This window comes from Lentibacter sp. XHP0401, assembly GCF_025751535.1.
Classification (GTDB): Bacteria; Pseudomonadota; Alphaproteobacteria; order Rhodobacterales; family Rhodobacteraceae; genus Lentibacter.
On the sequence record NZ_JAOWLC010000011.1, the window covers coordinates 95278 to 121818 of the forward strand.

Annotated in this window: 29 protein-coding genes and 2 tRNA genes; 10 read left to right on the plus strand and 21 right to left on the minus strand. The window is 58.1% G+C overall.

Annotated elements, in window-relative coordinates:
• Positions 1–7: 7 nt before the first annotated feature.
• From aroQ to OE750_RS14370, 5 genes are all read right to left on the minus strand, one after another.
• Positions 8–439 carry a type II 3-dehydroquinate dehydratase gene (aroQ, locus tag OE750_RS14350; RefSeq protein ID WP_263764970.1) on the minus strand — a complete coding sequence of 144 codons (432 nt, stop codon included), beginning with the start codon at positions 437–439 and terminating at the stop codon, positions 8–10.
• Between the two features lie 118 nt (positions 440–557).
• Positions 558–974, minus strand: coding sequence for a peptidoglycan-binding protein LysM (gene lysM, locus OE750_RS14355; RefSeq protein WP_263764971.1), 417 nt, complete (start codon positions 972–974; stop codon positions 558–560).
• A 66-nt stretch (positions 975–1040) separates the two neighbouring features.
• On the minus strand, positions 1041–2834 hold the full coding sequence (locus OE750_RS14360) for an ABC transporter transmembrane domain-containing protein (RefSeq protein ID WP_263764973.1): 1794 nt from the start codon (positions 2832–2834) through the stop codon (positions 1041–1043).
• 86 nt (positions 2835–2920) lie between these two features.
• Positions 2921–2994, minus strand: a tRNA-Gly gene (locus OE750_RS14365).
• Between the two features lie 35 nt (positions 2995–3029).
• Positions 3030–3707 (minus strand): SOS response-associated peptidase, encoded by a 678-nt coding sequence (locus OE750_RS14370; protein WP_263764974.1) that lies wholly within the window; start codon positions 3705–3707, stop codon positions 3030–3032.
• A gap of 112 nt (positions 3708–3819) precedes the next feature.
• Here OE750_RS14370 and maiA point away from each other — a divergent pair, with 112 nt between their 5' ends.
• Positions 3820–4464 (plus strand): maleylacetoacetate isomerase, encoded by a 645-nt coding sequence (maiA, locus tag OE750_RS14375; RefSeq protein WP_263764975.1) that lies wholly within the window; start codon positions 3820–3822, stop codon positions 4462–4464.
• 47 nt (positions 4465–4511) lie between these two features.
• Positions 4512–5546, plus strand: coding sequence for a TRAP transporter substrate-binding protein (locus tag OE750_RS14380; protein WP_263764977.1), 1035 nt, complete (start codon positions 4512–4514; stop codon positions 5544–5546).
• Positions 5547–5608: 62 nt separating this feature from the next.
• Here the strand turns inward: OE750_RS14380 and OE750_RS14385 are convergent, their stop codons facing one another.
• The 8 genes from OE750_RS14385 to OE750_RS14420 all read right to left on the minus strand — a co-directional run bounded on the left by OE750_RS14385 (position 5609) and on the right by OE750_RS14420 (position 11067).
• Positions 5609–6190 (minus strand): GNAT family N-acetyltransferase, encoded by a 582-nt coding sequence (locus tag OE750_RS14385; protein WP_263764978.1) that lies wholly within the window; start codon positions 6188–6190, stop codon positions 5609–5611.
• Positions 6190–6585, minus strand: a complete 396-nt coding sequence (locus tag OE750_RS14390; RefSeq protein WP_263764980.1) for a ketosteroid isomerase-related protein — start codon at positions 6583–6585, stop codon at positions 6190–6192. Before OE750_RS14390 ends, OE750_RS14385 begins: the two co-directional genes overlap by 1 nt.
• The gene (locus tag OE750_RS14395) at positions 6582–7040 is read right to left on the minus strand and encodes a low molecular weight phosphatase family protein (protein WP_263765038.1); all 459 of its coding nucleotides are present in this window, start codon (positions 7038–7040) and stop codon (positions 6582–6584) included. Before OE750_RS14395 ends, OE750_RS14390 begins: the two co-directional genes overlap by 4 nt.
• 6 nt (positions 7041–7046) lie before the next feature.
• Complete coding sequence (locus OE750_RS14400) at positions 7047–7526, minus strand: UPF0262 family protein (protein ID WP_263764981.1); 480 nt, start codon at positions 7524–7526, stop codon at positions 7047–7049.
• A gap of 242 nt (positions 7527–7768) precedes the next feature.
• Complete coding sequence (gene hisD / locus OE750_RS14405) at positions 7769–9073, minus strand: histidinol dehydrogenase (protein WP_263764982.1); 1305 nt, start codon at positions 9071–9073, stop codon at positions 7769–7771.
• A gap of 76 nt (positions 9074–9149) precedes the next feature.
• Positions 9150–9620: a DUF2948 family protein gene (locus tag OE750_RS14410; protein ID WP_263764983.1), complete on the minus strand. Its 471-nt coding sequence runs from the start codon at positions 9618–9620 to the stop codon at positions 9150–9152.
• Positions 9617–10888, minus strand: coding sequence for a UDP-N-acetylglucosamine 1-carboxyvinyltransferase (gene murA / locus OE750_RS14415; RefSeq protein ID WP_263764985.1), 1272 nt, complete (start codon positions 10886–10888; stop codon positions 9617–9619). The genes OE750_RS14410 and murA overlap by 4 nt, the downstream gene beginning before the upstream one ends.
• Before the next feature lie 5 nt (positions 10889–10893).
• Positions 10894–11067, minus strand: coding sequence for a hypothetical protein (locus OE750_RS14420; protein ID WP_263764986.1), 174 nt, complete (start codon positions 11065–11067; stop codon positions 10894–10896).
• A gap of 86 nt (positions 11068–11153) precedes the next feature.
• Between OE750_RS14420 and OE750_RS14425 the strand changes: the two genes are divergently transcribed.
• A tRNA-Thr gene (locus OE750_RS14425) sits at positions 11154–11228 on the plus strand.
• A 608-nt stretch (positions 11229–11836) separates the two neighbouring features.
• Here the strand turns inward: OE750_RS14425 and OE750_RS14430 are convergent.
• Together OE750_RS14430 and OE750_RS14435 are read right to left on the minus strand one after the other, a co-directional pair.
• Positions 11837–12457 (minus strand): glutathione S-transferase, encoded by a 621-nt coding sequence (locus tag OE750_RS14430; protein ID WP_263764987.1) that lies wholly within the window; start codon positions 12455–12457, stop codon positions 11837–11839.
• Positions 12454–13197, minus strand: a complete 744-nt coding sequence (locus tag OE750_RS14435) for a GntR family transcriptional regulator (protein WP_263764988.1) — start codon at positions 13195–13197, stop codon at positions 12454–12456. Before OE750_RS14435 ends, OE750_RS14430 begins: the two co-directional genes overlap by 4 nt.
• 165 nt (positions 13198–13362) lie before the next feature.
• Here OE750_RS14435 and OE750_RS14440 point away from each other — a divergent pair, with 165 nt between their 5' ends.
• The 7 genes from OE750_RS14440 to OE750_RS14470 all read left to right on the plus strand — a co-directional run bounded on the left by OE750_RS14440 (position 13363) and on the right by OE750_RS14470 (position 20368).
• The gene (locus tag OE750_RS14440; RefSeq protein WP_263764989.1) at positions 13363–14121 is read left to right on the plus strand and encodes an SDR family NAD(P)-dependent oxidoreductase; all 759 of its coding nucleotides are present in this window, start codon (positions 13363–13365) and stop codon (positions 14119–14121) included.
• A complete protein-coding gene (locus OE750_RS14445) occupies positions 14118–14630 on the plus strand; it encodes a TRAP transporter small permease subunit (RefSeq protein ID WP_263764990.1) in 513 nt (170 codons plus the stop codon). The genes OE750_RS14440 and OE750_RS14445 overlap by 4 nt, the downstream gene beginning before the upstream one ends.
• A gap of 12 nt (positions 14631–14642) precedes the next feature.
• A complete protein-coding gene (locus OE750_RS14450) occupies positions 14643–15944 on the plus strand; it encodes a TRAP transporter large permease (protein ID WP_263764991.1) in 1302 nt (433 codons plus the stop codon).
• A gap of 57 nt (positions 15945–16001) precedes the next feature.
• On the plus strand, positions 16002–17120 hold the full coding sequence (locus OE750_RS14455; RefSeq protein ID WP_263764992.1) for a C4-dicarboxylate TRAP transporter substrate-binding protein: 1119 nt from the start codon (positions 16002–16004) through the stop codon (positions 17118–17120).
• A gap of 64 nt (positions 17121–17184) precedes the next feature.
• A complete protein-coding gene (locus OE750_RS14460; protein WP_263764993.1) occupies positions 17185–17919 on the plus strand; it encodes an SDR family NAD(P)-dependent oxidoreductase in 735 nt (244 codons plus the stop codon).
• 11 nt (positions 17920–17930) lie between these two features.
• Positions 17931–18689, plus strand: coding sequence for an SDR family NAD(P)-dependent oxidoreductase (locus OE750_RS14465; protein WP_263764994.1), 759 nt, complete (start codon positions 17931–17933; stop codon positions 18687–18689).
• Entirely contained in the window at positions 18686–20368 is a 1683-nt protein-coding gene (locus OE750_RS14470) for an FAD-dependent oxidoreductase (RefSeq protein ID WP_263764995.1), read from the plus strand. Before OE750_RS14465 ends, OE750_RS14470 begins: the two co-directional genes overlap by 4 nt.
• A gap of 194 nt (positions 20369–20562) precedes the next feature.
• On the opposite strand, the gene OE750_RS14475 is transcribed toward OE750_RS14470, so the two are convergent.
• The 6 genes from OE750_RS14475 to gpmI form a co-directional block, all read right to left on the minus strand.
• A complete protein-coding gene (locus tag OE750_RS14475) occupies positions 20563–21024 on the minus strand; it encodes a hypothetical protein (protein WP_263764996.1) in 462 nt (153 codons plus the stop codon).
• Positions 21021–21503 carry an RNA pyrophosphohydrolase gene (locus OE750_RS14480; RefSeq protein WP_263764997.1) on the minus strand — a complete coding sequence of 161 codons (483 nt, stop codon included), beginning with the start codon at positions 21501–21503 and terminating at the stop codon, positions 21021–21023. Before OE750_RS14480 ends, OE750_RS14475 begins: the two co-directional genes overlap by 4 nt.
• 7 nt (positions 21504–21510) lie before the next feature.
• Positions 21511–22251, minus strand: a complete 741-nt coding sequence (locus OE750_RS14485; protein WP_263764998.1) for a sulfite exporter TauE/SafE family protein — start codon at positions 22249–22251, stop codon at positions 21511–21513.
• A 237-nt stretch (positions 22252–22488) separates the two neighbouring features.
• Positions 22489–23829: a S41 family peptidase gene (locus tag OE750_RS14490; protein WP_263764999.1), complete on the minus strand. Its 1341-nt coding sequence runs from the start codon at positions 23827–23829 to the stop codon at positions 22489–22491.
• 3 nt (positions 23830–23832) lie between these two features.
• Positions 23833–24975: a murein hydrolase activator EnvC family protein gene (locus tag OE750_RS14495; RefSeq protein ID WP_318528002.1), complete on the minus strand. Its 1143-nt coding sequence runs from the start codon at positions 24973–24975 to the stop codon at positions 23833–23835.
• A complete protein-coding gene (gene gpmI / locus OE750_RS14500) occupies positions 24972–26489 on the minus strand; it encodes a 2,3-bisphosphoglycerate-independent phosphoglycerate mutase (protein WP_263765000.1) in 1518 nt (505 codons plus the stop codon). The genes OE750_RS14495 and gpmI overlap by 4 nt, the downstream gene beginning before the upstream one ends.
• Positions 26490–26541: the final 52 nt, after the last annotated feature.

Consider the following 26541-nt stretch of genomic DNA (forward strand, 5'->3'; position numbering starts at 1 on the left):
CAAAGCGCTAGATCTGCCCCAAGGCCCACTCGATCCCCTCGACATAGCCCTGCACACCATGCCCGACGATGACATGATCCGCCCGCAAACTAACGTAAGAATGATGCCGGAACGCCTCGCGTTTGTGCACATCCGAGATATGCACCTCAACAACCGGCCCATCATATGCCGAGAGCGCATCGAGCACAGCCACAGACGTATGTGTATAGGCCGCAGGATTGATCACAATCGCCTCCGCCACGTCGCGCGCCTCCTGAATCCAGTCCACCAGAACGCCCTCATGGTTGCTCTGGCGAAAGTCGATTTCCACCCCGTCAGGCACAGCCTTGCGGCACATCGCCTCCACATCGGCAAGCGTGTCAGAACCGTAAATTTCGGGCTGCCGCTTGCCGAGCAAATTCAGGTTCGGCCCGTTCAAGACAAAAATCGTCTGCGCCATGGAATGTCCTTTTCAGCTTGACCGAAACATTGGCCAGAACGGCGGCAAAGTGCAAGTCACACAAAGAAAAGAGCCCCCGCATATCTTGCGGAGGCCCTCAGAAGTTCAAGGCAAAAGCTTAGGCTTTCGTATCCTGCGGAATGCGCAGAACCTGGCCCGGATAAATTTTGTCGGGGTCGCTCAGCATCGGCTTGTTGGCCTCGAAAATCTCCATGTAACGTGCGCCGCTACCCAGTGCTTTTTCCGAAACCGCCCAGAGCGTATCGCCCTTTTCGACGGTGTGGAAAGCCGCGTCGCCCGCGTCGTCTTCCACTTCGGCAACACCTTCAACGTTGCCCACAGCAAGGATAACTTTCTCGCGCATTTCGTCTGAAACGGCTTTGCCCGTCACCTTAACTTTGTCGCCCTCAACAACGATGTCGAGACCTTCGGCATCAAGCCCGAGGTCGGCAACTTCCTTCTTGAGATCTTCGGCTGTAGGCTCTTCGCTCTTAAGGCGTTTGCCCGAGCGCTTGAAAAAACTGAACAGACCCATCTGGCCCTCCTAGGTTATATTGCCAGAAGAGTGTCCGCTATCCTCGTTGCTCCCACAAGGGGGAATTCACGCCGCTTCTGCCCCGTCGGTAAACTGGAGCCGTGCAAGCCGAGCATAGAGGCCGTTTTCAGCCACCAAAGCATCATGCGTGCCCTGGGCAACAACGCGGCCATCTTCCATAACAACAATCCGATCGGCTTTTTTCACAGTCGCCAAACGGTGTGCCACAATCAGAGTGGTGCGGTCGGCCGAAAGCCGCTCTACGGCCTCCTGCACAGCGCGTTCGCTCTCTGCATCCAGCGCCGATGTGGCCTCATCCAGTAGCAAAATCGGCGCATCCCGCAGGATCGCCCGTGCAATCGCCACGCGCTGTTTCTGCCCGCCCGAAAGCATCACACCGCGCTCGCCGAGCTTGGTGTCATAGCCCTCGCTCAAGGCCTCTATAAACTCATGCGCTGCCGCTGCCTTGGCCGCCGCCTCAACCTCATCGTCGCTCGCATCGGGGCGGCCAAAGCGGATATTATCCCGCGCAGAGCCCGCAAAAATCACAGGGTCTTGCGGCACAACGGCAATCTTGCTGCGGAAGTCCTCGCGCAGCATATCGCGCAGGTCCACACCGTCGAGCGTAATGCGCCCCTCCTGCGGGTCATAAAATCGCTGGATAAGCTGCATCACAGTGGTTTTTCCCGCGCCCGAAGGCCCGACAAACGCAACTGTTTCCCCGGGCTTAACCTCAAGGCTCACCGCGTCCAGAGCCGCACGGTCAGGGCGTGAAGGGTAGGTGAAACCCACCCCCTCAAAACGCACATCTCCATGCAAGGGCTTGGGGCAAGGCTGCGCCTTGTCAGGGTCATTGACTTGATCTGTCGCTTTGAGCAGCTCAACCAAACGCTCGGTCGCGCCGGCCGCGCGCTGCAGCTCGCCCCAGATCTCCGAAAGCGCCGCCACACCGCCCGCTACCATCACCGCATAGATCACAAACTGCACAAGCGCGCCCGAGCTCATCTCGCCCGCGCGCACATCGCGCGTGCCAATCCAGAGCACACCGACAACGCCTGCAAAAACCAGAAACATAACCGCAACCGTCATGATCGCCCGCACAGTGATCCGCTCTTTGGCAACGTCATAGCTCTTTTCGGTCACCTCAGAGAACTGTCTGCGCACCACGCGCTCCTGCGCAAATGATTGCACGGTTTGCACAGCCCCCAGCGTCTCTGAAGCCTGCCCCGAGCTGGCGGCAATCCAGTCCTGGTTTTCGCGGCTCAGCTTGCGCAGCTTACGCCCCAGCGTCATGATCGGAACAATCACCAAAGGCACGATTAACAGCACAAGCCCCGTGAGCTTTGCGCTGGTGAACAGCATCAAAATCATCCCGCCGAAAAAGATCAGCACATTTCGCAAAGCAACCGATACCGAAGAGCCGATGACGGATTGGATAAGCGTTGTGTCAGTCGTAATACGGCTCAGGATTTCACCTGTCATCACCTTCTCGTAAAAGCTCGGCGACAGCCCGATAACACGGTCAAAAACAGCCTTGCGAATGTCCGCCACAACCCGTTCACCCAAACGCGTGACAAGCGCATAACGCAGCCCCGTGCCAAGCGCGAGCAGCGCGGCAATGCCAATTGCAGCAACAAAATAAAGATCGAGAATTTCAACATTCTCGGTGCCGAAATTGTCAATCACTCGGCGCACCGCCAAAGGCAACGTCAGCGAAAGCGCCGCCGTCAGCGTAAGCGCCAGCCCCGCCGCAACAACAAGCCATTTGTAAGGTGCCATAAACGGCATAAGCGCCTTCAGTGCGGCCACATCCTTGGTTGCCGCGCGTTCTTCGCCGTCTTTTACTGGTGATCTAGCCATCTTATCCGCGCCTTTATTTTCAGGGGCTTTTTGAAGCCCCAAGGCAGGCCCGTCAAGCGGCCAAGTGTCACGATTTCAGGAAAGCCTGGAGCGGGCGGCGGGAATCGAACCCGCGTCATTAGCTTGGAAGGCTAAGGTCTTACCACTACACAACGCCCGCTTCGTGCGCTTGAATATCGGCTGCATGCGGGAGCGTCAAGCACCCACATCACCCTCCAACGGTTCAATCAACTCCGAACCCTTGGCGCGGTTGCTATTTACCGCTCGGTTCACACGGTGCGCGCGCAGCGTGGCCTCGGGTGCAGGCGTCATCAGAAGTGCGGCTCCCCTGCCCTCCTCTCCAAGCCATTTGCCCCAAGCTTCCGGCTCCAGAATAACAGGCATACGATGATGCACCTTACCCGCCATGGCGTTTGAGCCCGTTGTCACAACCGCACAGGTTGCAAGCGGCCCGTCCGCACTTTCCCAATCTTGCCAGATGCCCGCAAAGGCCAGCGGCGCACCGTCTTTGCGCGTATAATACCAAGGCAACTTCACGCCCTCCGCCGTGCTGGCCCATTCGTAATATCCACTCGCAGGAATGATACAGCGGCGCGCGCGGACAGCCTCTGCAAAAGCAGGCTTGCCAGCAATTGTCTCGGCCCGCGCATTGATCAGCAGAGGGCCGTTATTTGGCGTTTTATACCATTGCGGAACAAACCCCCAACGCATTGCCACCAAAGCGCGCCCCTCCCCGCGTGAGCGCACCACGTGCACAGTATCTGTCGGGCAAATGTTGTAGTTTGGCACTGACGGCAAATTGTTCGCAGGCAAAGCCGCAAAGAGCTTGGCCATGGAATCACTTGGCAAAGTCACCGCAATACGCCCACACATGGAAACAAGGCTAAAGCACTGCTATACTGTGTGAAAGCCTTGAAACAATCTTGTTGCTTTTGATGTATACGTTACATATCAAATGCCGGACACTAAGGAGATGTAACACGTTATGGATTTCTACGGATATTTCCGCAGTTCGAGTTCCTATCGCTGTCGTATTGCCTTTAATCTTAAGGGTGTTGCCCCGAGATTCAAGCAAGTGCACCTCAAAAACGGCGCACAGCATGAGCCGGATTTCAAGGCGCTCAACCCGCAGGGCCTCTTGCCTGCCCTTGTCACAGAGACAGGTGATGTTCTCATCCAGTCTCTCGCCATCCTTGAGTGGCTCGACGAGACATATCCAACACCACCGCTCCTGTCCCAAAACCCCGTCACCCGTGCGCAGGAGCGCGGCTTCGCACAAGTCATTGCCTGTGAAATCCACCCGCTGCAAAACCTGCGCGTTCTGAAATACCTCACAGGTGATCTCGGCGTTGACGAGGCCGCAAAAGACGCATGGCTCACTCGCTGGATACGCGAGGGCTTGGAGGCCTGCGAAGGCCTGCTCGCCCAGCGCCGCGAGCACACCGAATTCTGCTACGGCAACGCACCGGGCCTCGCAGATATTTGCCTTGTGCCGCAAGTGTTTTCGGCCGAACGCTTCGGCATTGCATACGCCGACCTGCCCCATATTTCCGCGGCCTATTCAGCCTGCCAAAAGCTGGCAGCCTTTGACAAAGCCGCCCCAAAGAACCAGCCTGATTTCGAAGCGTAGAGTTCGAATCTCTGGCCCATCCAGACGTGTAAAAAAGGGAGAAAAACATGTCACTAATGAAGAACGCACTCAAAGGCCTCGCCGTTGCGGCAGCCCTCACCGCCACGGGCGTTACGGCTCAAGCGCAAGAGGTTACACTCAAACTGCACCAGTTCCTGCCCGCACAGGCAAACGTTCCAAAGTTCGTTATCGACCCGTGGATCGAGCGCGTACAAGAGGCTTCAGGCGGCAAAATCAAAATTGATCACTACCCGAGCATGCAGCTTGGTGGCACACCCCCCGATCTTATCGGTCAGGTGCAAGACGGCGTCGCCGACATCACCTGGACAGTTCTCGGCTACACACCCAGCCGTTTCCCGCAAGCCGAGGTTTTCGAACTTCCCTTCATGATGAACAACGCCGAAGCAACATCGCGTGCCTTCTGGGAATTTGCAGAAGCCAATATGTTCGACACCGACCTGAAAGACTTCAAAGTCCTCGGTGTCTGGGTGCACGGACCGGGCCTCATTCACTCCAAAAGCCCGATCACAACCGTGTCCGACCTGAACGGTGTAAAACTGCGCGCCCCCACACGCATCATCAACAAGATGGTCTCCGACCTCGGTGCAACGCCCGTTGGCATGCCCGTTCCGGCCATCCCTGAAGCGCTCTCGAAAGGCGTGATCGACGCGGCGGTGATTCCTTGGGAAGTGACATCAGCGCTCAAAGTGCCGGAGCTTGTGCAAAACCACACCGAGTTCGGCAACGAGTCGCTCTACACAACAGCTTTCGTATTCGCGATGAACAAGCAGAAGTATGAAAGCCTCTCGGACGAAATGAAAGCCGCGCTCGACAGCCAGTCAGGTGCAGATTTCTCGGCTCTGGCGGGTAAAACCCAAGGCGAAGGCGATGCACCCGCGCGCAAGCTTGCGGTTGAAGCCGGCAACAACATCATCACCCTCACCGACGAACAAGTCGCCGAGTGGAAAGCCGCAGCCAGCAATGTGGAAGCCGGCTGGGTTGAAGACATGAACGGCAAAGGCTTTGACGGACAGGCGCTGCTTGACCAAGCCAAAGAGCTGATCAAGAAAAACGGCATGTAAGCTTTTTTAGATGAACCCGAAAGCCGCGGCAGCCCCGAGTCGCCGCGGTTTTTTTATTGGCGCTACAACGCCCGCATCCAGAATTGCAACGGCTTGAGGCTCTCTTCGGCCTCGCCAATATCACGCCAGCCAAATTGCGCAATCGCGCCCTCAAGCGGCTGATAGCCTCGCCCAAGCCAGAAGGCATCCAGCGAGCGGTAGCCCTCGGGCTTGGCAGGATGCTGATTCCCGCGATCAACCGCGCAGAAGGCCGACATCCCATATCCCAGCGCCCGCGCATGCGCTTCGCGGGCCTCAAAGAAGGCATGGCCCATCCCGCGCCCGCGATACTCGGGCAACAGCACAGATTCCGCACAGTAAAACACCGCGCTCAAATCCACGCCACTCCCCTCGAATGCCGCAGAAAAGTCATCCGCGTGCGCACTCAAAGGCATTCCCGTCGCTGCGCCAACCAGCCTTGGCCCGTCAAACGCACCCACGACAATCGCTTCGGAATTGCCCCGATACGGCTCCAGATACCGCCGCTCATAAGCAAAATCACCGCCATACAGATAGGGATAAGCGCGAAACACCTCGATGCGCAGCCGCGCCACATCATCAAGCGCGCGCTCCAGCGCTTCTCCCGTCACCACAGCAACCCGCATCAGCGGCTCACTTGCGCTACCCAGTCGGCCAGGTTGTAATAAGTTACAACGCGGGTGATCTTGCCGCCCTCAAGGCTAAAAAACGACCCTGCTGGCAAGCGGTAGGTCTGCCCTTTTGCGTCGGGCAAACCGCTGTCGGTCTCCAGATAGGTTCCGTTGACAATATACTCCGCCGCCGCGCGCGTGCCGCCTTCGCCCTCGAAAACCACCATGTCGGTCAGCTCTTCACTGTAGCAGCGGCTCATATGCGCGCAAAATTCGCCGAAAAGCGCCTTGCCACGCCGGACCTGCCCCTCATTTACATGATGCGCCACATCCTCGGCCAGACAGGCCAACATACCGTCGGTATCGCCCGCATTAAAAGCTGCGAAATAGGCTTCAACTGTCTTGTTCATCTGCTTTCCCTCGGATCACCCCAATGCGCCTTGATCTGCGCGATTATCTGGTCGCGCGCCTCGCGATATGCAACAAGCTTGGCCTCACGACCCTCGCCGATGGCGGTCGGGTCCATGATAGGCCAGTATTCAAGATCGGTGTGAAACCCGCGCGTCAGCTCTTCAGCCAGGTCGCGGCTCATCGGCGACAGCGCCACAACAACATCAAACGAGGAAAGCACCTCGCCCATCTTTTCCATCTCGTCAAAGCTGCGTGAGCGGTGACGCGACAGTTCCACGCCCAGCTCCTCACAAACCGCGACGGTAAACCCGTCAATCTCGAAATCGTTCTTCACACCGGCCGACTGCACATAGGTGCCCGTGCCGAAAAACCGCTTCATAAGTCCCTCTGCCATGGGCGAGCGCACTGCATTGTGATCGCAGCAAAACAAGACCGATTGCGGGAGTGGCTTCACCAAAATTTAGCCCCCGAAATGTAACACACACACCAGCGTAAACAGTCGCCGTGCCGTGTCATTGTCAATTTCGGCTTTGCCCTCCAGCCGCTCGGCCAGAATGCGCGCGCCTTCGTTGTGAATGCCCCTCCGCGCCATATCAATAGTCTCGATCTGGCTCGGCGGCATCGTCTTCACCGCATCGAAATAGCTCTCGCAAATCTGCCAGTAATCCTTCACCACCTGCCGGAACGGCGAAAGCGAAAGATGAAACTCCGCCGCCTTGTCCTCGGCCTCGGTGAGCACATCAAACACCAGTCGCTTGTCGCGGATCGACAGGCCCACATGATAAGGCCCCTCAGGCACAGCCCGCTCTTCACGCTTGGGCAGGGTAAAGACATTGTCCTCCAGCAAATCATAAATCGCCACCTTCCGCTCCTGCTCGATCTCCGGTGTAGGAGGGGGGAGGTTGCTGTCATCCAGCTCGATATGAGAAATACGCGACATCGCCTTTTGCCTTCTTAATTTCGGGCGTCCGTAATCGCCGCCCAATTTTTCAAACCCTAGCGCCCGCCCCGCCAAATGCAACGGCAAGAACGACTCATCCCCGCTAAAAACGCCTGCCCTGCATCTTGGCCGATGTGCCTTTTTCTTGCTAAAAATATCCTGGGGGGAGCGCGAGGGGGGCAAAGCCCCCCTCGCCCGAGCGCTTTGGCAAAGCCAAAGCGCCACGCAAATCAACTTGAGTTCTACATCTCGTTCAAATGGTTGAGCCGCGCGCGCACACTCAGCCCATGCGCCTCAAGGCTTTCCGAAATCGCCAGCGTTTCAGCAGCAGGGCCAATCGCGCGCAAAGCGGCAGGCGTCATCTTCGCCAGCGTTGTGCGCTTCACAAAATCCATCACCGAAAGACCCGAGGAAAACCGCGCCGAACGTGCCGTGGGCAACACATGGTTCGGCCCTCCAACATAATCGCCAATCGCCTCAGGCGTCCACGCCCCAAGGAAAATCGCCCCCGCATGGGTGATCTTATCGGCCAAAGCATCAGGATCTGCGACACACAGCTCCAGATGCTCGGGCGCTATACGGTTTGACAATGCGGCCGCAACCTCCAGATCAGGCACAAGAATAACCGCGCCATAGTCGCGCCAGCTCGCGCCAGCAATCTCGCGCCGCTCAAGCGTCAGCAAATGTCGCTCAATCGCGGCTTCCACAGCCTTCGCCATAGCCTTATCGGTGGTAATCAGTATCGACTGTGCGCTCTCGTCATGTTCCGCCTGTGAGAGCATATCAAGGGCAATCCAGTCAGGGTCGTTGTCGCCATCCGCAATCACCAAAATCTCGCTTGGCCCCGCGATCATATCAATCCCGACTTTTCCAAACACCCGCCGCTTGGCCGCCGCAACAAAGGCGTTGCCCGGCCCGGTGATCTTGTCCACAGGCGCAATCGTCTCGGTTCCATAAGCCAGCGCCGCCACAGCCTGCGCCCCACCGATACGGTAAATCTCGTCAACACCAGCCAAACGCGCGGCCAAAAGCACCAGCGGATTGGCAACCCCGTCTGGGGTCGGAACCGTAATTGCCAGCCGCTCGACCCCTGCCACCTTGGCAGGAATCGCATTCATCAAAACGGATGAGGGATAAGACGCCAGCCCACCGGGCACATACAGGCCAGCCGCACTTACAGCACTCCAGCGCCAACCCAGCGTTGCGCCGTTCTCGTCTGTCCAGCTCGCATCCTCAGGCATCTGCCGCGCGTGATAGGCGCGGATACGCTCCGCCGCCAGCTCCAGCGCCTCGCGCTCGTGCTGCGGAACGTCCGCCACCAGCGCCTCGATTTCATCGGGCGAAAACCGCAGGCTCCCGGGCGTCAGCGTCAAGCGGTCAAACCGCTCTGTCAGCTCGATAACAGCCGCATCCCCCCGCGCCCGCACATCCGCGATAATTTCGGCAACAGCCGCATCCACATCGGGGCTGTCTTCGCGCTTGGCTCCCAAAAGGGCCGTGAACTGCTCTTCAAAATCAGGTGAAGCTGCGTCGAGAAACTTTGGCATAAGGCATCCTTTCAAGGCTTGCGCCCGTCTTAGCGCCGTGGGGCACGGCCCTCAAGCCTGACTTGTGTTGCAGCCCTCAGCTCTCGTGGCTTGGCCGCTTCCTTGAGGGCGCTCTGTAAGGCCGCGTCACATCCTTGAGCGTGACTTCCAGCGCCTCACAGTCCAGCCTGATCGCCCCGTCGCCCGCAAGCGTCAGCACAAGCTTGCCTGCAGGCGCCGTTCCCGCCTCCCACTCGGCGGTCAGCAATGACAGCACCATATCCTTATCGCCCCGCTCTATCCCTTGCGTGGCAACACCCAGTACATTGTCAAACGCCAACACTGTCTGCACCCGCTCGGGCGCATGCCTGCCCTGGCCTTTGTCTTCCCAGCGGAAACGGTTGAGCAACAGCGCAAAGCGGCGGGCCTTACGGTCATATTTCATTTCGGTGATGGGAAAGACAGCATCCTGCACAAGCGCCGAAATCACCTTGAGGTCGTCCAAGTCCATCGCCCCGAGGTTCAGCGGGCGCTCGGCTCCGTCTTCAAAGCTTGCATCCGCGCTCATGATGCTTTCACCCGCTCGACTTTTGCACCAATGCCCGAGAGCTTGCGCACCACATGCTCATACCCGCGGTCAAGGTGATAAACACGGTTCACAACCGTCTCGCCCTCTGCGGCCATGCCTGCCAAGATAAGCGAAACAGAAGCGCGCAAATCAGTCGCCATCACAGGCGCTCCTTTCAACCGCTTCACACCCTTCACAGTCGCCGTGCCACCATGCACCTCAATATCCGCGCCCATACGCTCAAGCTCGGGCGCATGCATAAAGCGGTTCTCGAAAATCTTTTCTTCCAGCACAGATGTGCCCTCGGCCGTGCACAGCAAAGCCATCATCTGCGCCTGCAAGTCCGTCGGAAATCCGGGGAAAGGCTCGGTCGTCACATTCACCGCCTTGATAGCTCCGTTCTTACGCGCCACCTTGAGGCCCGATGGTGTCTCTTCCACATCGATCCCCGCCTCGTTGAGCTTTGCCACAAAGCTCTCCACAAGGCTCATCTTGCCGCCAAGACACTCAACTTCGCCGCCGCATATCGCAGGGGCCAGCATATAGGTCCCAAGCTCGATACGGTCGGTCACAACCTGATGCGTCGCCCCGCCCAAACGGTCTACACCCTGAATGGTAATGCTGCTCGTGCCGTCACCCTCAATCTGTGCGCCCATCTTGCGCAGGCAATCCGCGAGGTCGACAATCTCGGGTTCGCGCGCCGCGTTGTTGATCACGGTCGTGCCTTTGGCCAAGGTCGCCGCCATCATGATGTTTTCTGTTGCGCCTACGGAGGCAAACGGAAAGTCGATGACCGCGCCTTTCAGTCGCCCGCCACTCGCCTTGGCGTGCAGATAGCCTTCTTTCAGCTCGATCGTAGCCCCCATTTTCTCCAACCCATCGGTGTGGATATCCATCGGTCGCGCGCCGATAGCGCAGCCACCGGGAAGCGAAACAACGGCCCGCCCCTCGCGGGCAAGCAATGGTCCAAGCACAAGGTTCGATGCGCGCATCTTGCGCACAATATCATACTCGGCGACATGGTTGATCTGCCCGTGGCACGACATGGCAATGACTTGTCCTTCGGACAACGCCGAAATCTCGGCCCCTAGGCTCTCCAAAAGCTGGGTCATGGTGCGAATATCGCTAAGGCGCGGCGCATTGGTCAGCGTCAGCGGCTCTTCGCTCAAAAGCGTGGCCGGCATCAGCGCCAGACAGGCGTTTTTCGCCCCCGCAATCGGAATCTGCCCACTCACAGGGCCGTTGCCCGTTACGATAATCTGGTCCATCTGCTCTACCCTTTATCCTTACCTGTATCTTTGCCTGCGCCCGCGCCGCTGTTTTTCATAGCTGTACGCGCCTTTGCCTGCGCCTTACGGCGCGCCATATTGGCCTTAAGCGCCGCTTTCAAGCGGTCTTCCCGCGCGGTTTCGCCTCCGGCTTTCGGTTTTGTGTTTTTCGGCTCCATAAACGTCTCATATAGCGGTTGGGCAGAACCGTCCAGATTGGCCTTGCGTGAAAGCCGATTTGGGTCTAATCACCCGCCACATCGTTGCTGCAGTAGCTCAGTGGTAGAGCGCGTCATTGGTAATGACGAGGTCGGGAGTTCAATCCTCCCCTGCAGCACCAGATCAACCCACTGATATCATTCCCCCCTGACTATATAGGGCTTTGCCCGTCTCGCTGTTACAAAACGCGTAACAGAATGGAGCAAATCATGTTGGGCAAGATCAAGACTTTGCTGGGTCGTAACTGTCGTTAGCTTTCTCGCATAGCAATCCCCGAAAAGCTCCGCCCTTAACTCGGAAACATATCCGAGCTACGAATGAAGCCTGATGAAGCAGAACGCCTGTATCATGACGCCACCTCAAAAAGCGAGCTTGTCGAGCTGTGGAGCCTTCAGGAAATCGCTGATGACAAGCGTGCTTAAAAGCTGCCGGATCATGGCTTCGCCATGGAGAAATGGCCCCTGGGGATTCTGCGATGGTTTTACAAGTCAGTCCGAGCACAGCTCAAACCGTTGTGAAGTCTGTGCAGATGTCGGGTTTCGTCACCTCTGATGGCCCAAGACACCCGTGCTGATTGCATTGCCGCTCAACTGCCGAGAGCGATTGCTTGCAAACCTGTTCTCGACGGGCCCCCTGGACGTTTCTTCACCCCTGAAACTCCTCCAAATTTGTGTAGAGTCCGGACAACAAAAAGACGGCCCAATGAAGGCACGGTCCAAAGGTCTCACGCTATTCAGGCCACGTGGCCTGCATCGACGGGCGCAACTTGAATACATCATACCAAGCAGCAAGTGCTTCGCGGCCGCTGCGCCAGTCCTTCTCGGCGAAGCGGAAGTCAAGATACCCAAGCGCACAGGCAGCCGCAATCGAACCGATACTGACTGGCCCTTCTAGTTGCTCCATCCATCGCGCTTCAAGGTCATCAAGGCCACTGTCGACCTTTTCCATTTGGCTATCGTGCCACAAATCCCAGTAAAACTCTGCAGGCCGCAGCACCGCTTCATAGCGACAGAGCAAAGCCGCGCCCAGCATCGTATCAGCCAGCGCTTCCAGCGTCATGCTGGCAAAACAGGTGCGCCGATCGCTTGGCACGAGTGGCACAGAGGCTGAAAGCGTATCCACATAAGCACAAATCACACGGCTATCAAACAGCGGTGATCCGTCCTCCAATATCGCACTCGGCACCTGCCCGGAAGGGTTCTCTCGCACGATCTCAGGGTCGCGTTTCACAGGCCACGCCTTGGAAGTCAGAAGCTCGACCTGATCGGCAACGCCCTTTTCATGCGCGCAAACGAGAACCTTGCGCACAAAGGGCGAGGCGGGTGAATGAAAGAGTTTCAGGGTCATCATTTTGCTTTCTTCATTTTAAATTTCGACACTCCAGCCGCACCGATAAGATGCTGCACTGCCGCTTCAGGGTCTGTTCCGAGCCTATCGATCAGCAGATCGCCGGCAAAGCTCACATGTTCGTTCATGATCGCCGCAGCACGCTCTCCTTCACGATGCCTCAAGGCGCGGGTGATGCGGTGGTGATCATCATGCGAGCGTTGAATAATATAAAAATCGTCCCAAAGGATCACACGATCGGACACCATCGGCACATTGTGTGTCCGTCCAACAAACTCGCCCAGCAGCGGATTATTCGCGGCATGGATAATGGTTTCATGGAAATCCACATTCATTCGGCGCCAATCCGGAAGAGCCGCTGGTTTCAGCTCTCCAGAGGCAAGAATATCGTCGCCCCGTTTTAGTAGCGCATCCAGTTTATCGAGCATATCGTCCGAACACCCTAGTCGCGCAGCGATCCGGCAAGCCTGCGCCTCCAGAACAGAACGGATTTCGAAAACACTACGGATTGTATCCAATGAGAATTCACGGACGCGATATCCGCAGTTCGCCTCGTAATCCAGCAACCCATCGGTGGTAAGCGTAGCGAGTGCTGTGCGCAGGGGCGTGCGGGAGAGCCCCAGAAGCTCCGAGAGATGGTCCTGATGCACACGCTCACCCGGCTTGAGCTGCCCCGCCAAAATCATCTCTCGCAGCGCGGCCGTGGCTCCGTCTGCAGCCGTATGTTTGCTTACAATCATCATTTACCTCACCGACAGCTTTACCTTGATTATTCCGCAAAGCTTCAAACGCCGCAAGCGAATTCCTCTATTATTTATCCAAAACGGCAAAATTTTTTAGAAAATATTTGACATAGAGCCATTAATGTATCCAATCTCAACACCACAACCGAAACGAAAGGAATCGCCGTGACAAAGATCGCACTCGTAACTGGCGCCAGCGGTGGCATTGGCAAAGCGGTTTGCAGGCGGCTTGCCGAAGATGGATTCAACGTCATGGTTACGGATATCGCTGCGGATACAGCCAAGAAGCTTGCAGCCGACCTTCCAGGCTCTGGGCATCACGGCTATGCGCTCGATGTCACGGATGAGATCATGGTCTCCGACCTCATGGAGGAAATTGAAACAGCCCACGGCGCAGTTTCTGTGGTCGTCTCGGCAGCTGGCATCCTCATTTTGGATCAGAACGGCCAGCGCCGTCCGATTATAGACACCTCCCTTGAGGAATGGTCCACCACCCAGTCGGTCAACAGCACAGGCACATTCCTGTTGTTGCGCGCCTTCCTGCGCGCACGGTCGGAACGCAAAGTCAACGGCGCTCGTTTCATCGGCTTTTCCTCAGTGGCGGCCCAACTTGGCGGCTACAGATCAAGCTCAGCCTATATTGCCAGCAAATCAGCTGTTCTCGGCCTCATCCGTGCTGGAGCGCGCGAGGGCGCAACACTAGATGTCGCTGTTAACGCCGTCGCCCCGGGCCTGATCGACGCGCCAATGCTGCGTATCTCGCTGGACCCCTCAGATGACGCCGAAATCTCGAAGTCCATCCCCCAAGGCAGAATCGGAACCCCCGAAGATGTCGCAGGTGCCGTCGCTTTTCTGGCAGGGCCAGACAGCGCTTATATCACAGGCAGCGTCATTGATGTGAACGGCGGGTATCGGATGCAATGATACAGCGCATCTCACATACCGTCGCACACCTCCTTGTAATCATTGCGGCCCTCGCGCTGCTCTTGATGATGTTTCATGTCACCGCAGACGTAATAGGCAAATATGTCTTCAACGCCCCCATCCCTGGCACTGCAGAGGTTGTCGCGAGCTATTATATGGTCGCCGCCGTTTTCCTCCCGCTGGCGTGGGTCGAAATCAAAGAAAGTTCGATCACCGTCGAGTTGCTCTACAGCCTCTTCGGCCACCGCGCGAAAAACCTCGCGCTCTTGCTGGCAACAGCGGTCTCAGCATTATTTTACGGCGGCCTTGCGTGGCTTCTCTGGGCGCCTGCACTGCAATCCTACCGGATTGGCGAAATCGTTGAAGGCACATGGAGAGTTGTGATCTGGCCTACCAAATTTCTCTTGCCTCTGGGCCTCGCACTGGCCTGCCTCGTCATGGTCCTGAGGCTCTTTCAGATCATAACAGGCCGTTACACTCCCAACCTACACACCGCAGATCCGAGCTGAGGAGATCACACAATGGAACGTCTCGAAATCGGATTATTCGGCATCGTCGCCATGTTGGTTGCCATCTTGCTGCGCGTCCCTATAGCCGTTGCGATGGGTCTCACCTCCTTTGGCGGCATCTGGCTCATGATGGGCCCGATGCCAGCCATCGGAATCAGCAAAGCCATCCCCTATGAAATGATCGGAGATTGGAACCTCTCTGCTGTGCCGATGTTTCTACTCATGGGCTATCTTGCCTCTGGCGCGGGGCTCACTGCCGGACTGTTCAATGCGGCACGCGTGTTTCTCAACAGGGTTCCCGGCGGCCTCGCCACTGCCTCGGTTGCCTCGTCGGCCCTGTTTGCTTCTGCAAGCGGCTCCAGCGTGGCAACGGCCGCAGCTTTCTCACGCATCGCTATCCCCGAAATGCTGAAAGCGGGTTACGCCCCTTCTCTGGCAACAGGTTCGGTCGCAGCAGCGGGCACGCTTGGTTCGCTTATCCCGCCCAGCGTTCTACTTATCATTTACGGGCTCATGATCGATGTCTCGATTGCTACACTGTTTCTCGCCGCCGTAATCCCGGGCATGCTATCAGGTCTTGTCTTCGCCGCGATGATCACCGCACGTTGCGCACTCAAGCCCGAGTTGGCCCCACGCCTCAATGAGGTCACGCCATGGCGTGAAAAGCTTGCCCTGCTGCGCGAAACATGGCCTCTTCCTTTGCTCATCGCGGGTGTCTTGGGCGGCATCTTCTCGGGCATATTCACCGCAACAGAGGCGGGCGCTGTCGGTGCCTTTCTCGCTGGCATCATCGCGCTCAGCCGTGGCACACTTAGCTATTCAATGCTGCGCAGCGCACTCGTAGACACCGCAATCAGCACTGCAGCCATCTTTATCATCGTGGTTGCCGCAGCACTCTTTTCACGCTTCATCGCGCTTTCCACCCTGCCGGTCTGGGTAACAGGACAGTTCGCAGGCCTTGAGACGATATGGGTAATCATCTTTATTTGCTTGCTCTACCTCTTGCTCGGCTGCTTTCTGGAAAGCATTTCGATCATCTTGCTCACAGTGCCCGTGCTCGCACCGCTGCTCCATAGCCTCGACATCAACCTGATCTGGTTTGGCGTGCTGATGGTTAAACTGCTCGAAACAGGGCTGATCACACCCCCTGTCGGTATGAACGTCTACGTCATCAAATCAAGCTTAGGAAACACTGTCTCCCTTGGGACGATCTTCTCTGGGGTGTCGTGGTTCATACTCGCCGATCTGTTCACGATTACACTGCTTGTCGCGTTTCCAATCATTACCCTCTGGCTACCCAACATAGCCGGCTGACATCCACTCAAGAACCAAGGCCGCGGGATAGTCCCGCATCAAAAATCGGAGGAACTTATGAAACACCTTAGCCTTACCGCTCTCGCCCTGTCAGGCCTCGTCGCTTCGCCTGCCCTCGCGGACACATACATCGCATCCAACTGGCTCGCCCCGGTCCATATCCTCAACGAACAACCCTATCAGAACCTCGCGAAGGATCTGGCCGCCGACCCTGACGCCAACCTCACCTTCGAGGTTTATTCCAGCGGCTCGCTTGTGCCTGCCAAATCCACTATGCAGGGCATCCGCGACAACGTCGCCCAACTGGGCGTTGTATACCCCGGCTACACCCCGTCAGAATTGCCCGTGAACAACGTGCTCAACGACCTCGTTTTCACATCCGATGACGCACTTGCCTCAGCGCTAGCCTATACTGAAGTCGGCATCAATAACGCCGCTGTTCAGGGCGAGTGGGGTGCCAACGGGGGGATCTTCCTCGGCGGATATTCCACGCCCGTTTACAACTTTATCTGCATGGAGCCGATCCGCAGCCCCACTGATGCGAAAGGCAAGAAAATCCGCACCGCAGGCGGCGCTCAAACAAGCTGGGTTGAAAGCCTCGGTGGTGTGCCCGTTTCCGTGCCAATCGGCGATGTCTATTCAGGCCTCAGCCGCGGCTCAATCGATTGCACCATGTCTGACCCGACGAACCTCGACAAAGGCAACAAATTTTGGGAAGTCGCCAAAAGCGTGACCACCCTACCGATGGGCGTCGTCATGGGCGCAACCTATGTGGTCAACCCTGACTTCTGGAAAGGCCTGTCCGTTGAACAGCGTGCAGCGCTCCTTGATCATATGGCACTCGGGCTCGCTCGCACACAGCTTGTCTACGCCGCCGATGTGGAAGCCGCCTTTGCAGGCTCACGCGAGCGCGGTCTTGAGATCATCGAGCCGGGCGCAGAGTTGAGCGAAGCACTCGCAGCCTTCCAGTCTGACTTTGTCGCAACCCTGCCTCAAAAGTCCATCGACGACCGCGGCATCGAAGATCCGTCAAAACTGATCAACGCCTTTCTCGCAAGCCAGCAAGCATGGAAAGAGCGTCTTGGTGGAATTGACCGCACAGATGCAGAAGCCGTTGCAGAGCTGATCCGTAGCGACATTTTCGGGAAGCTCGATCTGGCCACCTTCGGCATGTAAGCCCACGCAGGGGCCTTCGGGCCCCTGCTCTCTCCAATCTGCCTTCCCAAAAGGACACCTCATCATGGCTCAGGCAAATACGTCAATCGTCACAGGAGCAGGCGCAGGTATCGGCCGCGCTATTGCACAACGCCTCGCGCAAGCGGGTGATAACGTTCTCGTGGTCGACCTGAACACAAGCCGCGCCGATGAGACCGTCGCTCTCATCAATGAAGCGGGGGGACGTGGTCAAGCCGCCGTTCTCGACATAACCGATGCCGCAGCGCTCGACGCGCTCATCGCTGAGACACGTAATCTGCGCTGCCTCGTGAACAACGCTGGCATCTTTGATGTAAAATCGTTCGATACCCTCACAGCCGAGGATTTCCGCCGCATGTATGAAGTCAATCTCGTTGCCCTTTTCGGTCTCTGTCAGCGCGCTGCACGAGTGATGGGGAGCGGCGGTGCAATCGTGAACATTGCATCGCGCGCCATGCTTGGGGCCTCACAATACATCCACTACGCCACGTCCAAAGCCGCCGTGGGCGGGTTCACCCGCTCGCTGGCGCTGGAGCTTGCGCCAAAGGGCATCACAGTCAACGCAGTCGCCCCCGGAGTCATTGAAACCGATATGCTGCGCGCCCGATCCGACACCAACCTCGACGCGCTGCGCGCCATGCAGCCGGGCGGAACACTCGGCACACCAGATGACATCGCAGCCGCCGTGCAGTTTCTCGCCTCCCCTGAGGCCAAATTCATCACGGGGCAGATTCTACTCGTTGATGGCGGGCGCTCTCTGGGCGGCTCACTTGGAATTTGAAGGACACCACCATGACATTTGAAGGTAAAACTGTGGCCATCACAGGGGCCGCCGCTGGCATCGGACAAGCCACTACCCGCCTCTTCGCGACCCGTGGTGCGCATGTGATCGCTATAGATCGCGATGCAGAGGCGCTCAGCAGGCTCGACATCAAAGGCATCACCCCCTTGCAAGGCGACGTGACTGACCCGAACTTGCCCGCAGCGTTAAAGGCCCGGATCACAGCTCTCGGCGGGCCCCTCGCCGTTTTGGTCAATAACGCAGGCATTGGTGGCGGTGGCCGTATGGATCAGACCAGTGACGACGATCTGCGCAGCTTTTTCGAAATCAACGTGCTCGGCCTCTTCCGTCTTGCTCGCTTCGCCGTCACAGAAATGCAGACCGCAGGGGGGGGAAGCATCGTCAACGTCGCCTCAATTTACGCCGAAGTCGGCGCGCAGAACTCCGCAGGTTACTCAACATCAAAAGGCGCCGTCGCCGCCCTCACCCGACAGATGGCAACCGACTATGGCCATGATGGAATCCGCGTCAACGCCGTCGCTCCGGGCCTCATAGAAACCCCGCTCACAGAAGAGCGCATCCGCACCGAAAAATGGCGTCACAAGATCTTTGTTGAGCAATGCCCGCTTCAGCGTGTGGGTCAGCCGGATGATGTTGCCCGTGCCATAGCATTTCTCGCCAGCGACGAAGCCGCCTTCATTTCAGGCGAGATTTTGCGTGTAGACGGGGGGTGGGCCATGGGCCGCTTCCCGCGCGAGGCACAGCTATGAGCACCCCCGCCAAACCCGCAGACACCTATGATCTAATCGTTGTCGGCTCAGGCGCCGCTGGCATGGCTGCTGCCCTCACCGCCAGCATAGGCGGCCTCTCTGTCGCAATCTTTGAAAAAGATAAACAGTTCGGCGGCTCCACTGCCGTGTCGGGCGGCGCGATCTGGGTTCCAAATAACCCCCTTATGCGCGCCGCAGGGATGGACGACGACGCCGAAGCTGCCATGCAATATCTCTCGGGAGAGATCGGCAACCTGATAGACCGCGACCTCGTGCAAGCCTTTATCGACAGCGGCCCCGAGATGGTGAACTTCTTTCAAACCAACACCGAGCTGCAATTTGAGTATCGCGCCTATTCACCCGATTATCACCCCGACACACCCGGCGCATCTCTGGGCGGGCGGGTGCTTGATGCAATGACATTCGATGGCCGCCGCCTCGGCGCAGAGTTCACCCGCCTCAAAAACCCGATTGATGACTTTACACTCTTTGGCGGCATGATGCTCAACAGGTTTGACATCGGCCACTTCATGAACATGACCCACAAACCAGCGTCCGCCCTACATGCCGCCAAACTGCTGGCTCGGCATGCCCGTGACCGTCTCAGCCACAAGCGTGGCACGCGACTGACACTCGGTCAGGCTGTGGCAGGCCGCATGGTTCTCTCGGTCCTCAACCGCAACATCCCGATATTCACGGACATGGCGCTCGACAAGTTGCTTACCCAAGAGGGCGCAGTCACAGGCATCCAGACGTCCGATGGCACGCAGGTGCTCGCGCGGCGCGGCGTCGTTCTGGCCACAGGCGGCTTCCCTGCCAACGCATCCCTTCGCAAGGAGGTCATGCCCCATGTCGCGCGCGGTGAGGCACATTACTCCATGTCGCCAAAGCCAGCTACAGGTAGCGCCATCCTCGCCGCCGAAGATATCGGTGCACACTTCATCACAACAAACCGGAACGCAGCTTTCTGGGCACCCGTGTCACTCATACCAGAGAACGGTGGTGAACCTCGTCCCTTCCCTCACCTGTTTCTCGATCGCGCCAAGCCAGGCGTGATTGCCGTCTCCCCCGAGGGAAAACGCTTCGTCAACGAAGCCTCATCCTATCACGATTTCGTCTCAGGCATGCATGAAGCCAACCTCGCAAGCGGCTGGCTGGTCTGCGACCACCGCGCACTCAGGCGCTATGGCTTAGGGCCGGTGCGTCCAAGCCCTGCGCCCTACCGTCAACATTTGAAATCCGGCTACCTGAAAAAAGCGCAGACCCTGACAGAGCTCGCCATGCTCATCGGCGCGCCCGAAACAACGCTCACAGCCACATTTAAGCGCTTCAATGAAGATGCCGCCCAAGGCAACGACACCGAGTTTGGCAAAGGCTCCACCGCCTACCAGACATACCTCGGCGATGCTGACAATGCACCAAATCCCTGCCTGAGGCCTCTGAACACCGCGCCGTTCTACGCTGTGCGCATTTTTCCGGGCGATATCGGCACCTCAATGGGCCTCGCCGTCGATACCAACGCCCGCGTTCTGCGCGAAGACAGAACCGTGATCAAAGGCCTCTACGCCTGCGGAAATGATATGAACTCGATCATGGCAGGCACCTACCCAGGCGCGGGGATCACCCTCGGCCCGGCGCTGACCTTTGGCTACATAGCAGGGCGACATGCCTCTAGCTAGCAAGCCTCACAACCAAAAATGCGAGCAAAGCGAATTCTCAACGGGATCACATTGTTTTACAAAGGTAGCTTCAGAAGAGAACTACAGAACACCAAGTAACCCTTTGTTTTATATGGCGGTATAGGGAGTTCTACTCCCACCCTGCAGCACTAGGTATATTCCGACCGCGCAGAAAGCGCCCGCGCCTTTTCAGGTCAATCAGCCTTACAGCGCCCGCCACGGCTACAGCTCAGAATATCCTTCCGCGCGCGGGTGTTCTCCGCGCTGAAAACCGAGCCGGCACAAGGCTCAAGCTCAAGTTCATAGCCACCGCCGCTGATCTGCTTCAGAAATGCGATATATCGCTCCCCCGCCGCGATTCCGCCGCACCAAGGGCCGGCGCAGCTTATAACAAGCGTCACAGGAGCCGAAAACTTCGGCCCGAAAGCGCCTTGCGCAAGCTGCCAGCCCTCCATCCGCGCAGCAATCCTGTGTCCGTTTTCGGGCGTGTTAGGCACAGCCTGCCAGTCAAAATCAATCTGCCCCTCAACGACAACATAGTTTTCTTCCGCCGCCGCAAAACGTGCATAGCTTCTCTTCCCGTCCGGCGGCATACAAGACAAAGCCTGCGCCGCCCCCGCCGAAAACAGCATCAGGGCAATGGCACGTAAAATCATAATTTGTCCTCGAATTCGGCCAGAACCGCCGCATAAACCTCACGTTTGAACGGAACAATATTCCCCACCAAATCGCTCGGCGCCAGCCAGCGCCACTCTGAAAATTCGGGGTGCTCAGTCTCGATGTTTACATCATCATCCGCACCCTGAAAGCGCATCAGAAACCATTTCTGCTGCTGCCCGCGATACCGCCCTTTCCAGATGTTCGGCACAAGCTCGTGGGGCAGATCGTAAGGCAACCAGCCCGCGCTTTCGGCCTCGATCGTCACCTTGTCCGCCGTCACGCCCGTCTCTTCCCAAAGCTCGCGCAGCGCGGCAGTGCGGGCCTCTTCGCCCTCGTCCACACCGCCTTGCGGCATTTGCCAGGCATCTTGGTCACGGTCGCGCCGCTGCCCGACAAAAACATGGCCCTCGGCGTTCACAAGCATCACGCCCACACAGGGGCGGTAAGGCAGCTTGGAAATCTCGTCTAGTGTCATAAGACCCTCACTTCAGAAAAAACAACAGCGTCATAATCAGGCCCACGGCCACAATACCGGCGCGGAGCAGCTTCATATTAGTGATCTTACGCGCATAAGACGCGCCAAAATAGCCCCCTGCCGTGGTGGCCAGCGCCAGCACAAGCGCACTCTTCCAGGCAATCAGCCCCGCCATAGCCAGCGCCAGAGCCGAAACAATCGAAATCATCGTCGACATCAGGTTTTTCAACCCGTTCATGCCATGCAGGTTCATAAACCCCATCAGCCCGAACACCGCCAGAAGCATGATCCCCAGACCGCCGTTGAAATACCCGCCATAGATCGAAACAGAAAGCAGCACCGCAACAGAACTCACCGGCCCAAACCCCTTGCCCCTTAGCAAGCTCAAGAGCTTTGGCCCTGCCGCAAAAATCACGGTGGCAATCAGCAAGAGCCAGGGCACGAGGCCCACAAACGCCTCCTCGCTGGTCACCGTCAACAAAAGCGCCCCGATCAAGCCGCCCAACGCCGCCAGCCCCAGCATCACAGGCAGGCTTAAAGCTCCCTCCGCCGAGATATCCTTGCGAAACGCCCAGGCGCTGCCTGCATAGCCCGGAATGGCTGTTAAAGTTGCGGTGGCATTGGCCATAATCGGCGGAACGCCAAGCCAGACAAGTGCAGGAAACGAAATAAACGTTCCGCCCCCCGCAACCGCGTTGAGCGCGCCTGTGGCAAATCCCGCGACACATAGCACCAAAATTTCCAGCATAGCTTCATCTCCCCGGTTGCGCCCTTTCTGGCGCATTGCTCCACCGCCCGCAATCCCGCTTGGCCCCCAAGTCTCACTCTGGATCGCTCTTTCTTTTTGCCTCAAATATCCTGGGGGAGTGTGAGGGGGCAAAGCCCCCTCACCACCGCGACGCGGCGAAGCCGCGGCGCAACATACCCGGAACAAAGGGGCCGCGCCCTCACAGGCACGGCCCCTTCATGTCTCGGCCTTCGAGCCTTACTTATTATCTGGTCCAAGTGCCGAAAGGCCCTTCAGAATATCAATCGCATAGGCAAGCTGATAATCTTCCTCGCGCAGCTTCGCAGCGGCCAACGCCTTTTCCTGATCCTTCTTGATCTGTTCGATCTCGTCTTCAGTCAGGCTGTCGTTGCTGATGCTGCCGCGCAAGTCGGCCTCGGTGCGGGCATTGAACTTGGTTTGCTCTTCTTCCGTCGTCGCCTCCGGCTCGCGGCGTGGCTGTTCCACAACGATGTCGGGAGACACACCCAGCGCCTGAATAGAGCGCCCAGATGGCGTGTAATAGCGTGCCGTCGTCAGGCGCATCGCGCCTTCGCCCCGCAGTGGCATCACCGTCTGAACCGAGCCTTTACCAAAGCTCTTCGTGCCAACAACAATCGCGCGGCGATGGTCTTGCAACGCACCGGCAACAATCTCGGAGGCCGAAGCAGAGCCGCCATTGATCAAGACAACCACAGGCTTGCCACCTGTAAGGTCGCCCGCCGTCGCATTGTAACGGTCTCCGTCTTCAGGGTTGCGTCCACGAGTCGAGACAATCTCTCCCGATTCAAGGAAAGCATCCGACACGGCAATCGCCTCGGTCAGAAGCCCGCCGGGATTGTTACGCAGATCAAGGATAAAGCCGTTCACATTATCAATGCCGCCGGCTTCTTCAACCTGCTCCTTGATACCCGCTGCAAGGTTGGGCGAGGTCTGACGGTTGAATGTGGTCACCCGCAGCACAACGCTTGTGCCCTCAATACGCGAGCGCACAGCCGTCAGCTTGATGGTGTCGCGAATGATCGAAATCTCCAGCGGCTCGTCTGCACCCTCGCGCATAACCGTGATGATGATCTCGCTGCCCACCGGGCCGCGCATCATCTCGACAGCTTCATCAAGGTTCAGCCCCAACAGGCTCTCGCCATCTACATGGGTGATAAAGTCGCCCGCTTCCACGCCGGCTTCGTCCGCTGGTGTGCCGTCAATCGGAGAAACAACTTTTACAAAGCCCTCTTCCTGCGTCACTTCAATCCCGAGGCCGCCAAACTCGCCGCTGGTCTGCACTTTCATGCTCTCGGCGTCTTGCGGGCTCAGGTAGCTCGAATGCGGGTCAAGCGAGGTCAACATGCCGTTAATGGCCGCCTCGATCAGCTCGCCCTCGTCAACTTCTTCAACATACTGCGCACGAATGCGCTCGAAAATGTCGCCGAAGAGATCAAGCTGTTGGTAAACATTCGTCGTCTTGGCCGACTCCTGCGCCAGCAAAGGTGCCGCCACCTGCGTCGTGATCAAAACACCTGCGAGCGTTCCAGTTGCCGCCGCCATGAAAAATTTCTTCATGTCTCAGTCTTCCCTTTCTGTGCGAAACCAGCTTTCAGGGTTCACGGGTTCATTGTCTTCTCTTACTTCCAAATAGAGGGATTGTGAAAGGTCACTTCCCGTTCCATCACCGACTTGTGTCAATATTTCGCCGACAGCCGCGTCTTTCCCGCCCATCAGACCCAAAGGTGCGCCCTCGGCAATAACCTCTCCGGTCTGTCCATAAACCACATCAAGACCTGCAAATACCATAAGCAAGCCCGATTTCGGCTCGAGAATCATAACATTGCCAAAGTCCAGAAGCGGCCCCTGATAGCGAATGGTCGCCGCCGCAGGCGCACTCACAAGCGCGCGGGGCCGCGTGGCAATGAGCAGCCCCGCCCGCGCGATACCCGCCGCATCGGCCTCGCCCGCGCGGCGCAAGACACGCCCCGCCACAGGCAGGGGCAGCGCCCCCTTGCGCGCGGCAATGTCCTCGCTTGCGTTGGTTTCAAGTGGTCCACCGCTGATCTCGCCCAATCCGCCGGCAAAGCCTTCAAGCGTTTCCGTAGTGGCAATCAACAGCGCGGTCTTCACAGGATCTTCGATAAACTTGCGCGGAAGCTCGGTGCGGTCGCCAATCGCCTGGCTCAGCCCCGCGCGCGCCTCCTGCACGCCTGTCAGCCCCGCCTGCAACGTGTCCTCCGCCCCGCTCTGAAGCTGGCGCAGCGTGCTCACTTCAAGCAGTGTCTCGCGCAAGCTGTCTGCCTGCGCGTTCAAAGCGGGTGTCATCTGGCTCACAATCATCCCGGCCCGCGCCGTGCCGATCGCACCTTCGGGGTGTAAGAATAAGCTGGGCGAGCCAACCCGCCCGCGCGCCTGCAAAACCGTCAGCAGCGCCGCAATCTCCTGCTCCTGCCCTGCCAGTTTCAGGCTCAACTCGCGCTCGCGTATTGTCACTCGGCGTAGACCTGCGCGCACCGCACCCAGCCCCGCTTCATAGGCCTTCACCGTCTCGGTCAACGCCTGCACCCGCTCTTTTCCGCCCTTGGCCGCCTCAAGCTGTCCCTGTGCTGCGCGCAATTCTTCCAGCGCGGCACTCGCGGCATCTGCAGGGCTCCGATCCTGCGCCGATACCGCAACAGGAGCGCACAGCGTCAAAGCCAGAAGAGCAACACGCACCATCATGCAATCAAACTCTCGCCGGTCATTTCTTCAGGTTGCGGCAGCTCCATTAGCTCCAGAAGCGTGGGCGCAAGATCGCTCAAGCGCCCCTCGCGCAGCTTTGCGCCCTTTGGGCCACCCACCAGAATGACAGGCACAGGGTTCACCGTATGCGCCGTATGCGGCCCGCCTGTCACCGGGTCGGTCATCATCTCGCAGTTGCCATGATCCGCCGTCACAATCATCGCGCCACCCGCCTTGTTCAAAGCGTCAAGCACACGGCCAAGCCCTGTATCCACGGCCTCGCAAGCCTTGATAGCGGCTTTCAAATCCCCCGTATGCCCGACCATATCGGGGTTGGCATAGTTGGTAACAATCAGGTCGAACCCATCCTCGATCGCCCTGACAAAAGCATCTGTAACTTCGCCTGCGCTCATCTCGGGCTGCATGTCATAAGTGGCCACCTTCGGGCTCGGCGCCATATAGCGCACCTCGCCCTCCTCGGCGCCTTCCTTGCCGCCGTTGAGGAAAAACGTCACATGCGGATATTTCTCCGTCTCGGCGAGACGAAACTGCCTCAGCCCCTGCTTTGCGACCCACTCACCCAGCGTATTCACAATCACCCGCGAAGGGAAAACCGTGGCCATATAGCCTTCATGCGCGTCGGAATATTCGACCATCCCCAGCATATCCAGCTTGGGCCGCGCACCTGTGTCGAAGCCGTCAAAATCAGGCGCAGCCATAGCCGCCAATATCTCGCGCGCGCGGTCCGCACGGAAGTTGAGGCAGAAAACACCGTCACCGTCTTTCATCCCCTCATAGCCGCGGAGCACGGTGGCCGAGATAAACTCGTCCGTCTCGCTGCGGTTATACGCATTGGAAATCGCCCCGTGCGCATCCATCGCCTTATAGCCGCTCTGGCCCAGCACCATCGCGTCATAGGCTTCCTTAACCCGCTCCCAGCGGTTGTCACGATCCAGAGCAAAATACCGCCCCGTCACTGTGACAATCTTCGCACCCTCGGGCAAAGCCTCGGTTAATGCCGCGAAATATCCGTAGGCCGATTTCGGCGCCACATCGCGCCCGTCCGCAATCGCGTGGATGGCCACAGGCACACCCGCCGCCGTAATGGCGTTGATCGACGCAATCATATGCACCAGCGAGCCATGCACGCCCCCGTCCGAAACGAGGCCAACAATATGCGCCGTGCCGCCTGTCTCTTTCAGCGTCGCAATAAATGCTTTCAGCCGTGCATTCTCGAAATAGCTGCCATCCTCGATCGCCAAGTCAATCTGGCCCAGATCCATAGCCACAACGCGCCCCGCGCCAATGTTGGTATGGCCCACCTCGGAGTTGCCCATCTGCCCGCTCGGCAAACCCACATCAGGGCCATGCGTGGTAAGAAAACTGGAGGGACATTCCGCAGAAATACGGTCAAAATTCGGCGTGTTCGCCAGCAAGGGCGCATTGGCCTCTCGCCGCTCGGAATGGCCCCAGCCATCCAGAATACACAACACAACCGGTTTTGCCTTGCTCATGCGCTCAATCCTTTTTCAGAGCATTTACGCCCTGCCGCGCTTGGGGGCAACA

Bases quoted from the DNA above. Each gene is read 5' to 3' on its own strand.
- OE750_RS14445 (WP_263764990.1), top strand. From the start codon at position 14,118: ATGATACAGCGCATCTCACATACCGTCGCACACCTCCTTGTAATCATT.
- murA (WP_263764985.1), bottom strand. From the start codon at position 10,888: ATGGACCAGATTATCGTAACGGGCAACGGCCCTGTGAGTGGGCAGATT.
- OE750_RS14435 (WP_263764988.1), bottom strand. From the start codon at position 13,197: ATGATGATTGTAAGCAAACATACGGCTGCAGACGGAGCCACGGCCGCG.
- OE750_RS14480 (WP_263764997.1), bottom strand. From the start codon at position 21,503: ATGACACTAGACGAGATTTCCAAGCTGCCTTACCGCCCCTGTGTGGGC.
- OE750_RS14420 (WP_263764986.1), bottom strand. From the start codon at position 11,067: ATGGAGCCGAAAAACACAAAACCGAAAGCCGGAGGCGAAACCGCGCGG.
- OE750_RS14490 (WP_263764999.1), bottom strand. From the start codon at position 23,829: ATGAAGAAATTTTTCATGGCGGCGGCAACTGGAACGCTCGCAGGTGTT.
- OE750_RS14385 (WP_263764978.1), bottom strand. From the start codon at position 6,190: ATGCGGGTTGCTGTGGTGACGGGAGAAGCGCTGGAGCGCGCGCTTGAT.
- OE750_RS14370 (WP_263764974.1), bottom strand. From the start codon at position 3,707: ATGTGTGGGCGTATTGCGGTGACTTTGCCAAGTGATTCCATGGCCAAG.
- OE750_RS14390 (WP_263764980.1), bottom strand. From the start codon at position 6,585: ATGAACAAGACAGTTGAAGCCTATTTCGCAGCTTTTAATGCGGGCGAT.
- OE750_RS14400 (WP_263764981.1), bottom strand. From the start codon at position 7,526: ATGTCGCGTATTTCTCATATCGAGCTGGATGACAGCAACCTCCCCCCT.
- OE750_RS14410 (WP_263764983.1), bottom strand. From the start codon at position 9,620: ATGAGCGCGGATGCAAGCTTTGAAGACGGAGCCGAGCGCCCGCTGAAC.
- OE750_RS14380 (WP_263764977.1), top strand. From the start codon at position 4,512: ATGTCACTAATGAAGAACGCACTCAAAGGCCTCGCCGTTGCGGCAGCC.
- OE750_RS14485 (WP_263764998.1), bottom strand. From the start codon at position 22,251: ATGCTGGAAATTTTGGTGCTATGTGTCGCGGGATTTGCCACAGGCGCG.
- OE750_RS14470 (WP_263764995.1), top strand. From the start codon at position 18,686: ATGAGCACCCCCGCCAAACCCGCAGACACCTATGATCTAATCGTTGTC.
- OE750_RS14465 (WP_263764994.1), top strand. From the start codon at position 17,931: ATGACATTTGAAGGTAAAACTGTGGCCATCACAGGGGCCGCCGCTGGC.
- hisD (WP_263764982.1), bottom strand. From the start codon at position 9,073: ATGCCAAAGTTTCTCGACGCAGCTTCACCTGATTTTGAAGAGCAGTTC.
- OE750_RS14455 (WP_263764992.1), top strand. From the start codon at position 16,002: ATGAAACACCTTAGCCTTACCGCTCTCGCCCTGTCAGGCCTCGTCGCT.
- OE750_RS14495 (WP_318528002.1), bottom strand. From the start codon at position 24,975: ATGATGGTGCGTGTTGCTCTTCTGGCTTTGACGCTGTGCGCTCCTGTT.
- OE750_RS14360 (WP_263764973.1), bottom strand. From the start codon at position 2,834: ATGGCTAGATCACCAGTAAAAGACGGCGAAGAACGCGCGGCAACCAAG.
- OE750_RS14475 (WP_263764996.1), bottom strand. From the start codon at position 21,024: ATGATTTTACGTGCCATTGCCCTGATGCTGTTTTCGGCGGGGGCGGCG.
- OE750_RS14460 (WP_263764993.1), top strand. From the start codon at position 17,185: ATGGCTCAGGCAAATACGTCAATCGTCACAGGAGCAGGCGCAGGTATC.
- lysM (WP_263764971.1), bottom strand. From the start codon at position 974: ATGGGTCTGTTCAGTTTTTTCAAGCGCTCGGGCAAACGCCTTAAGAGC.
- OE750_RS14450 (WP_263764991.1), top strand. From the start codon at position 14,643: ATGGAACGTCTCGAAATCGGATTATTCGGCATCGTCGCCATGTTGGTT.
- aroQ (WP_263764970.1), bottom strand. From the start codon at position 439: ATGGCGCAGACGATTTTTGTCTTGAACGGGCCGAACCTGAATTTGCTC.
- maiA (WP_263764975.1), top strand. From the start codon at position 3,820: ATGGATTTCTACGGATATTTCCGCAGTTCGAGTTCCTATCGCTGTCGT.
- OE750_RS14430 (WP_263764987.1), bottom strand. From the start codon at position 12,457: ATGATGACCCTGAAACTCTTTCATTCACCCGCCTCGCCCTTTGTGCGC.
- gpmI (WP_263765000.1), bottom strand. From the start codon at position 26,489: ATGAGCAAGGCAAAACCGGTTGTGTTGTGTATTCTGGATGGCTGGGGC.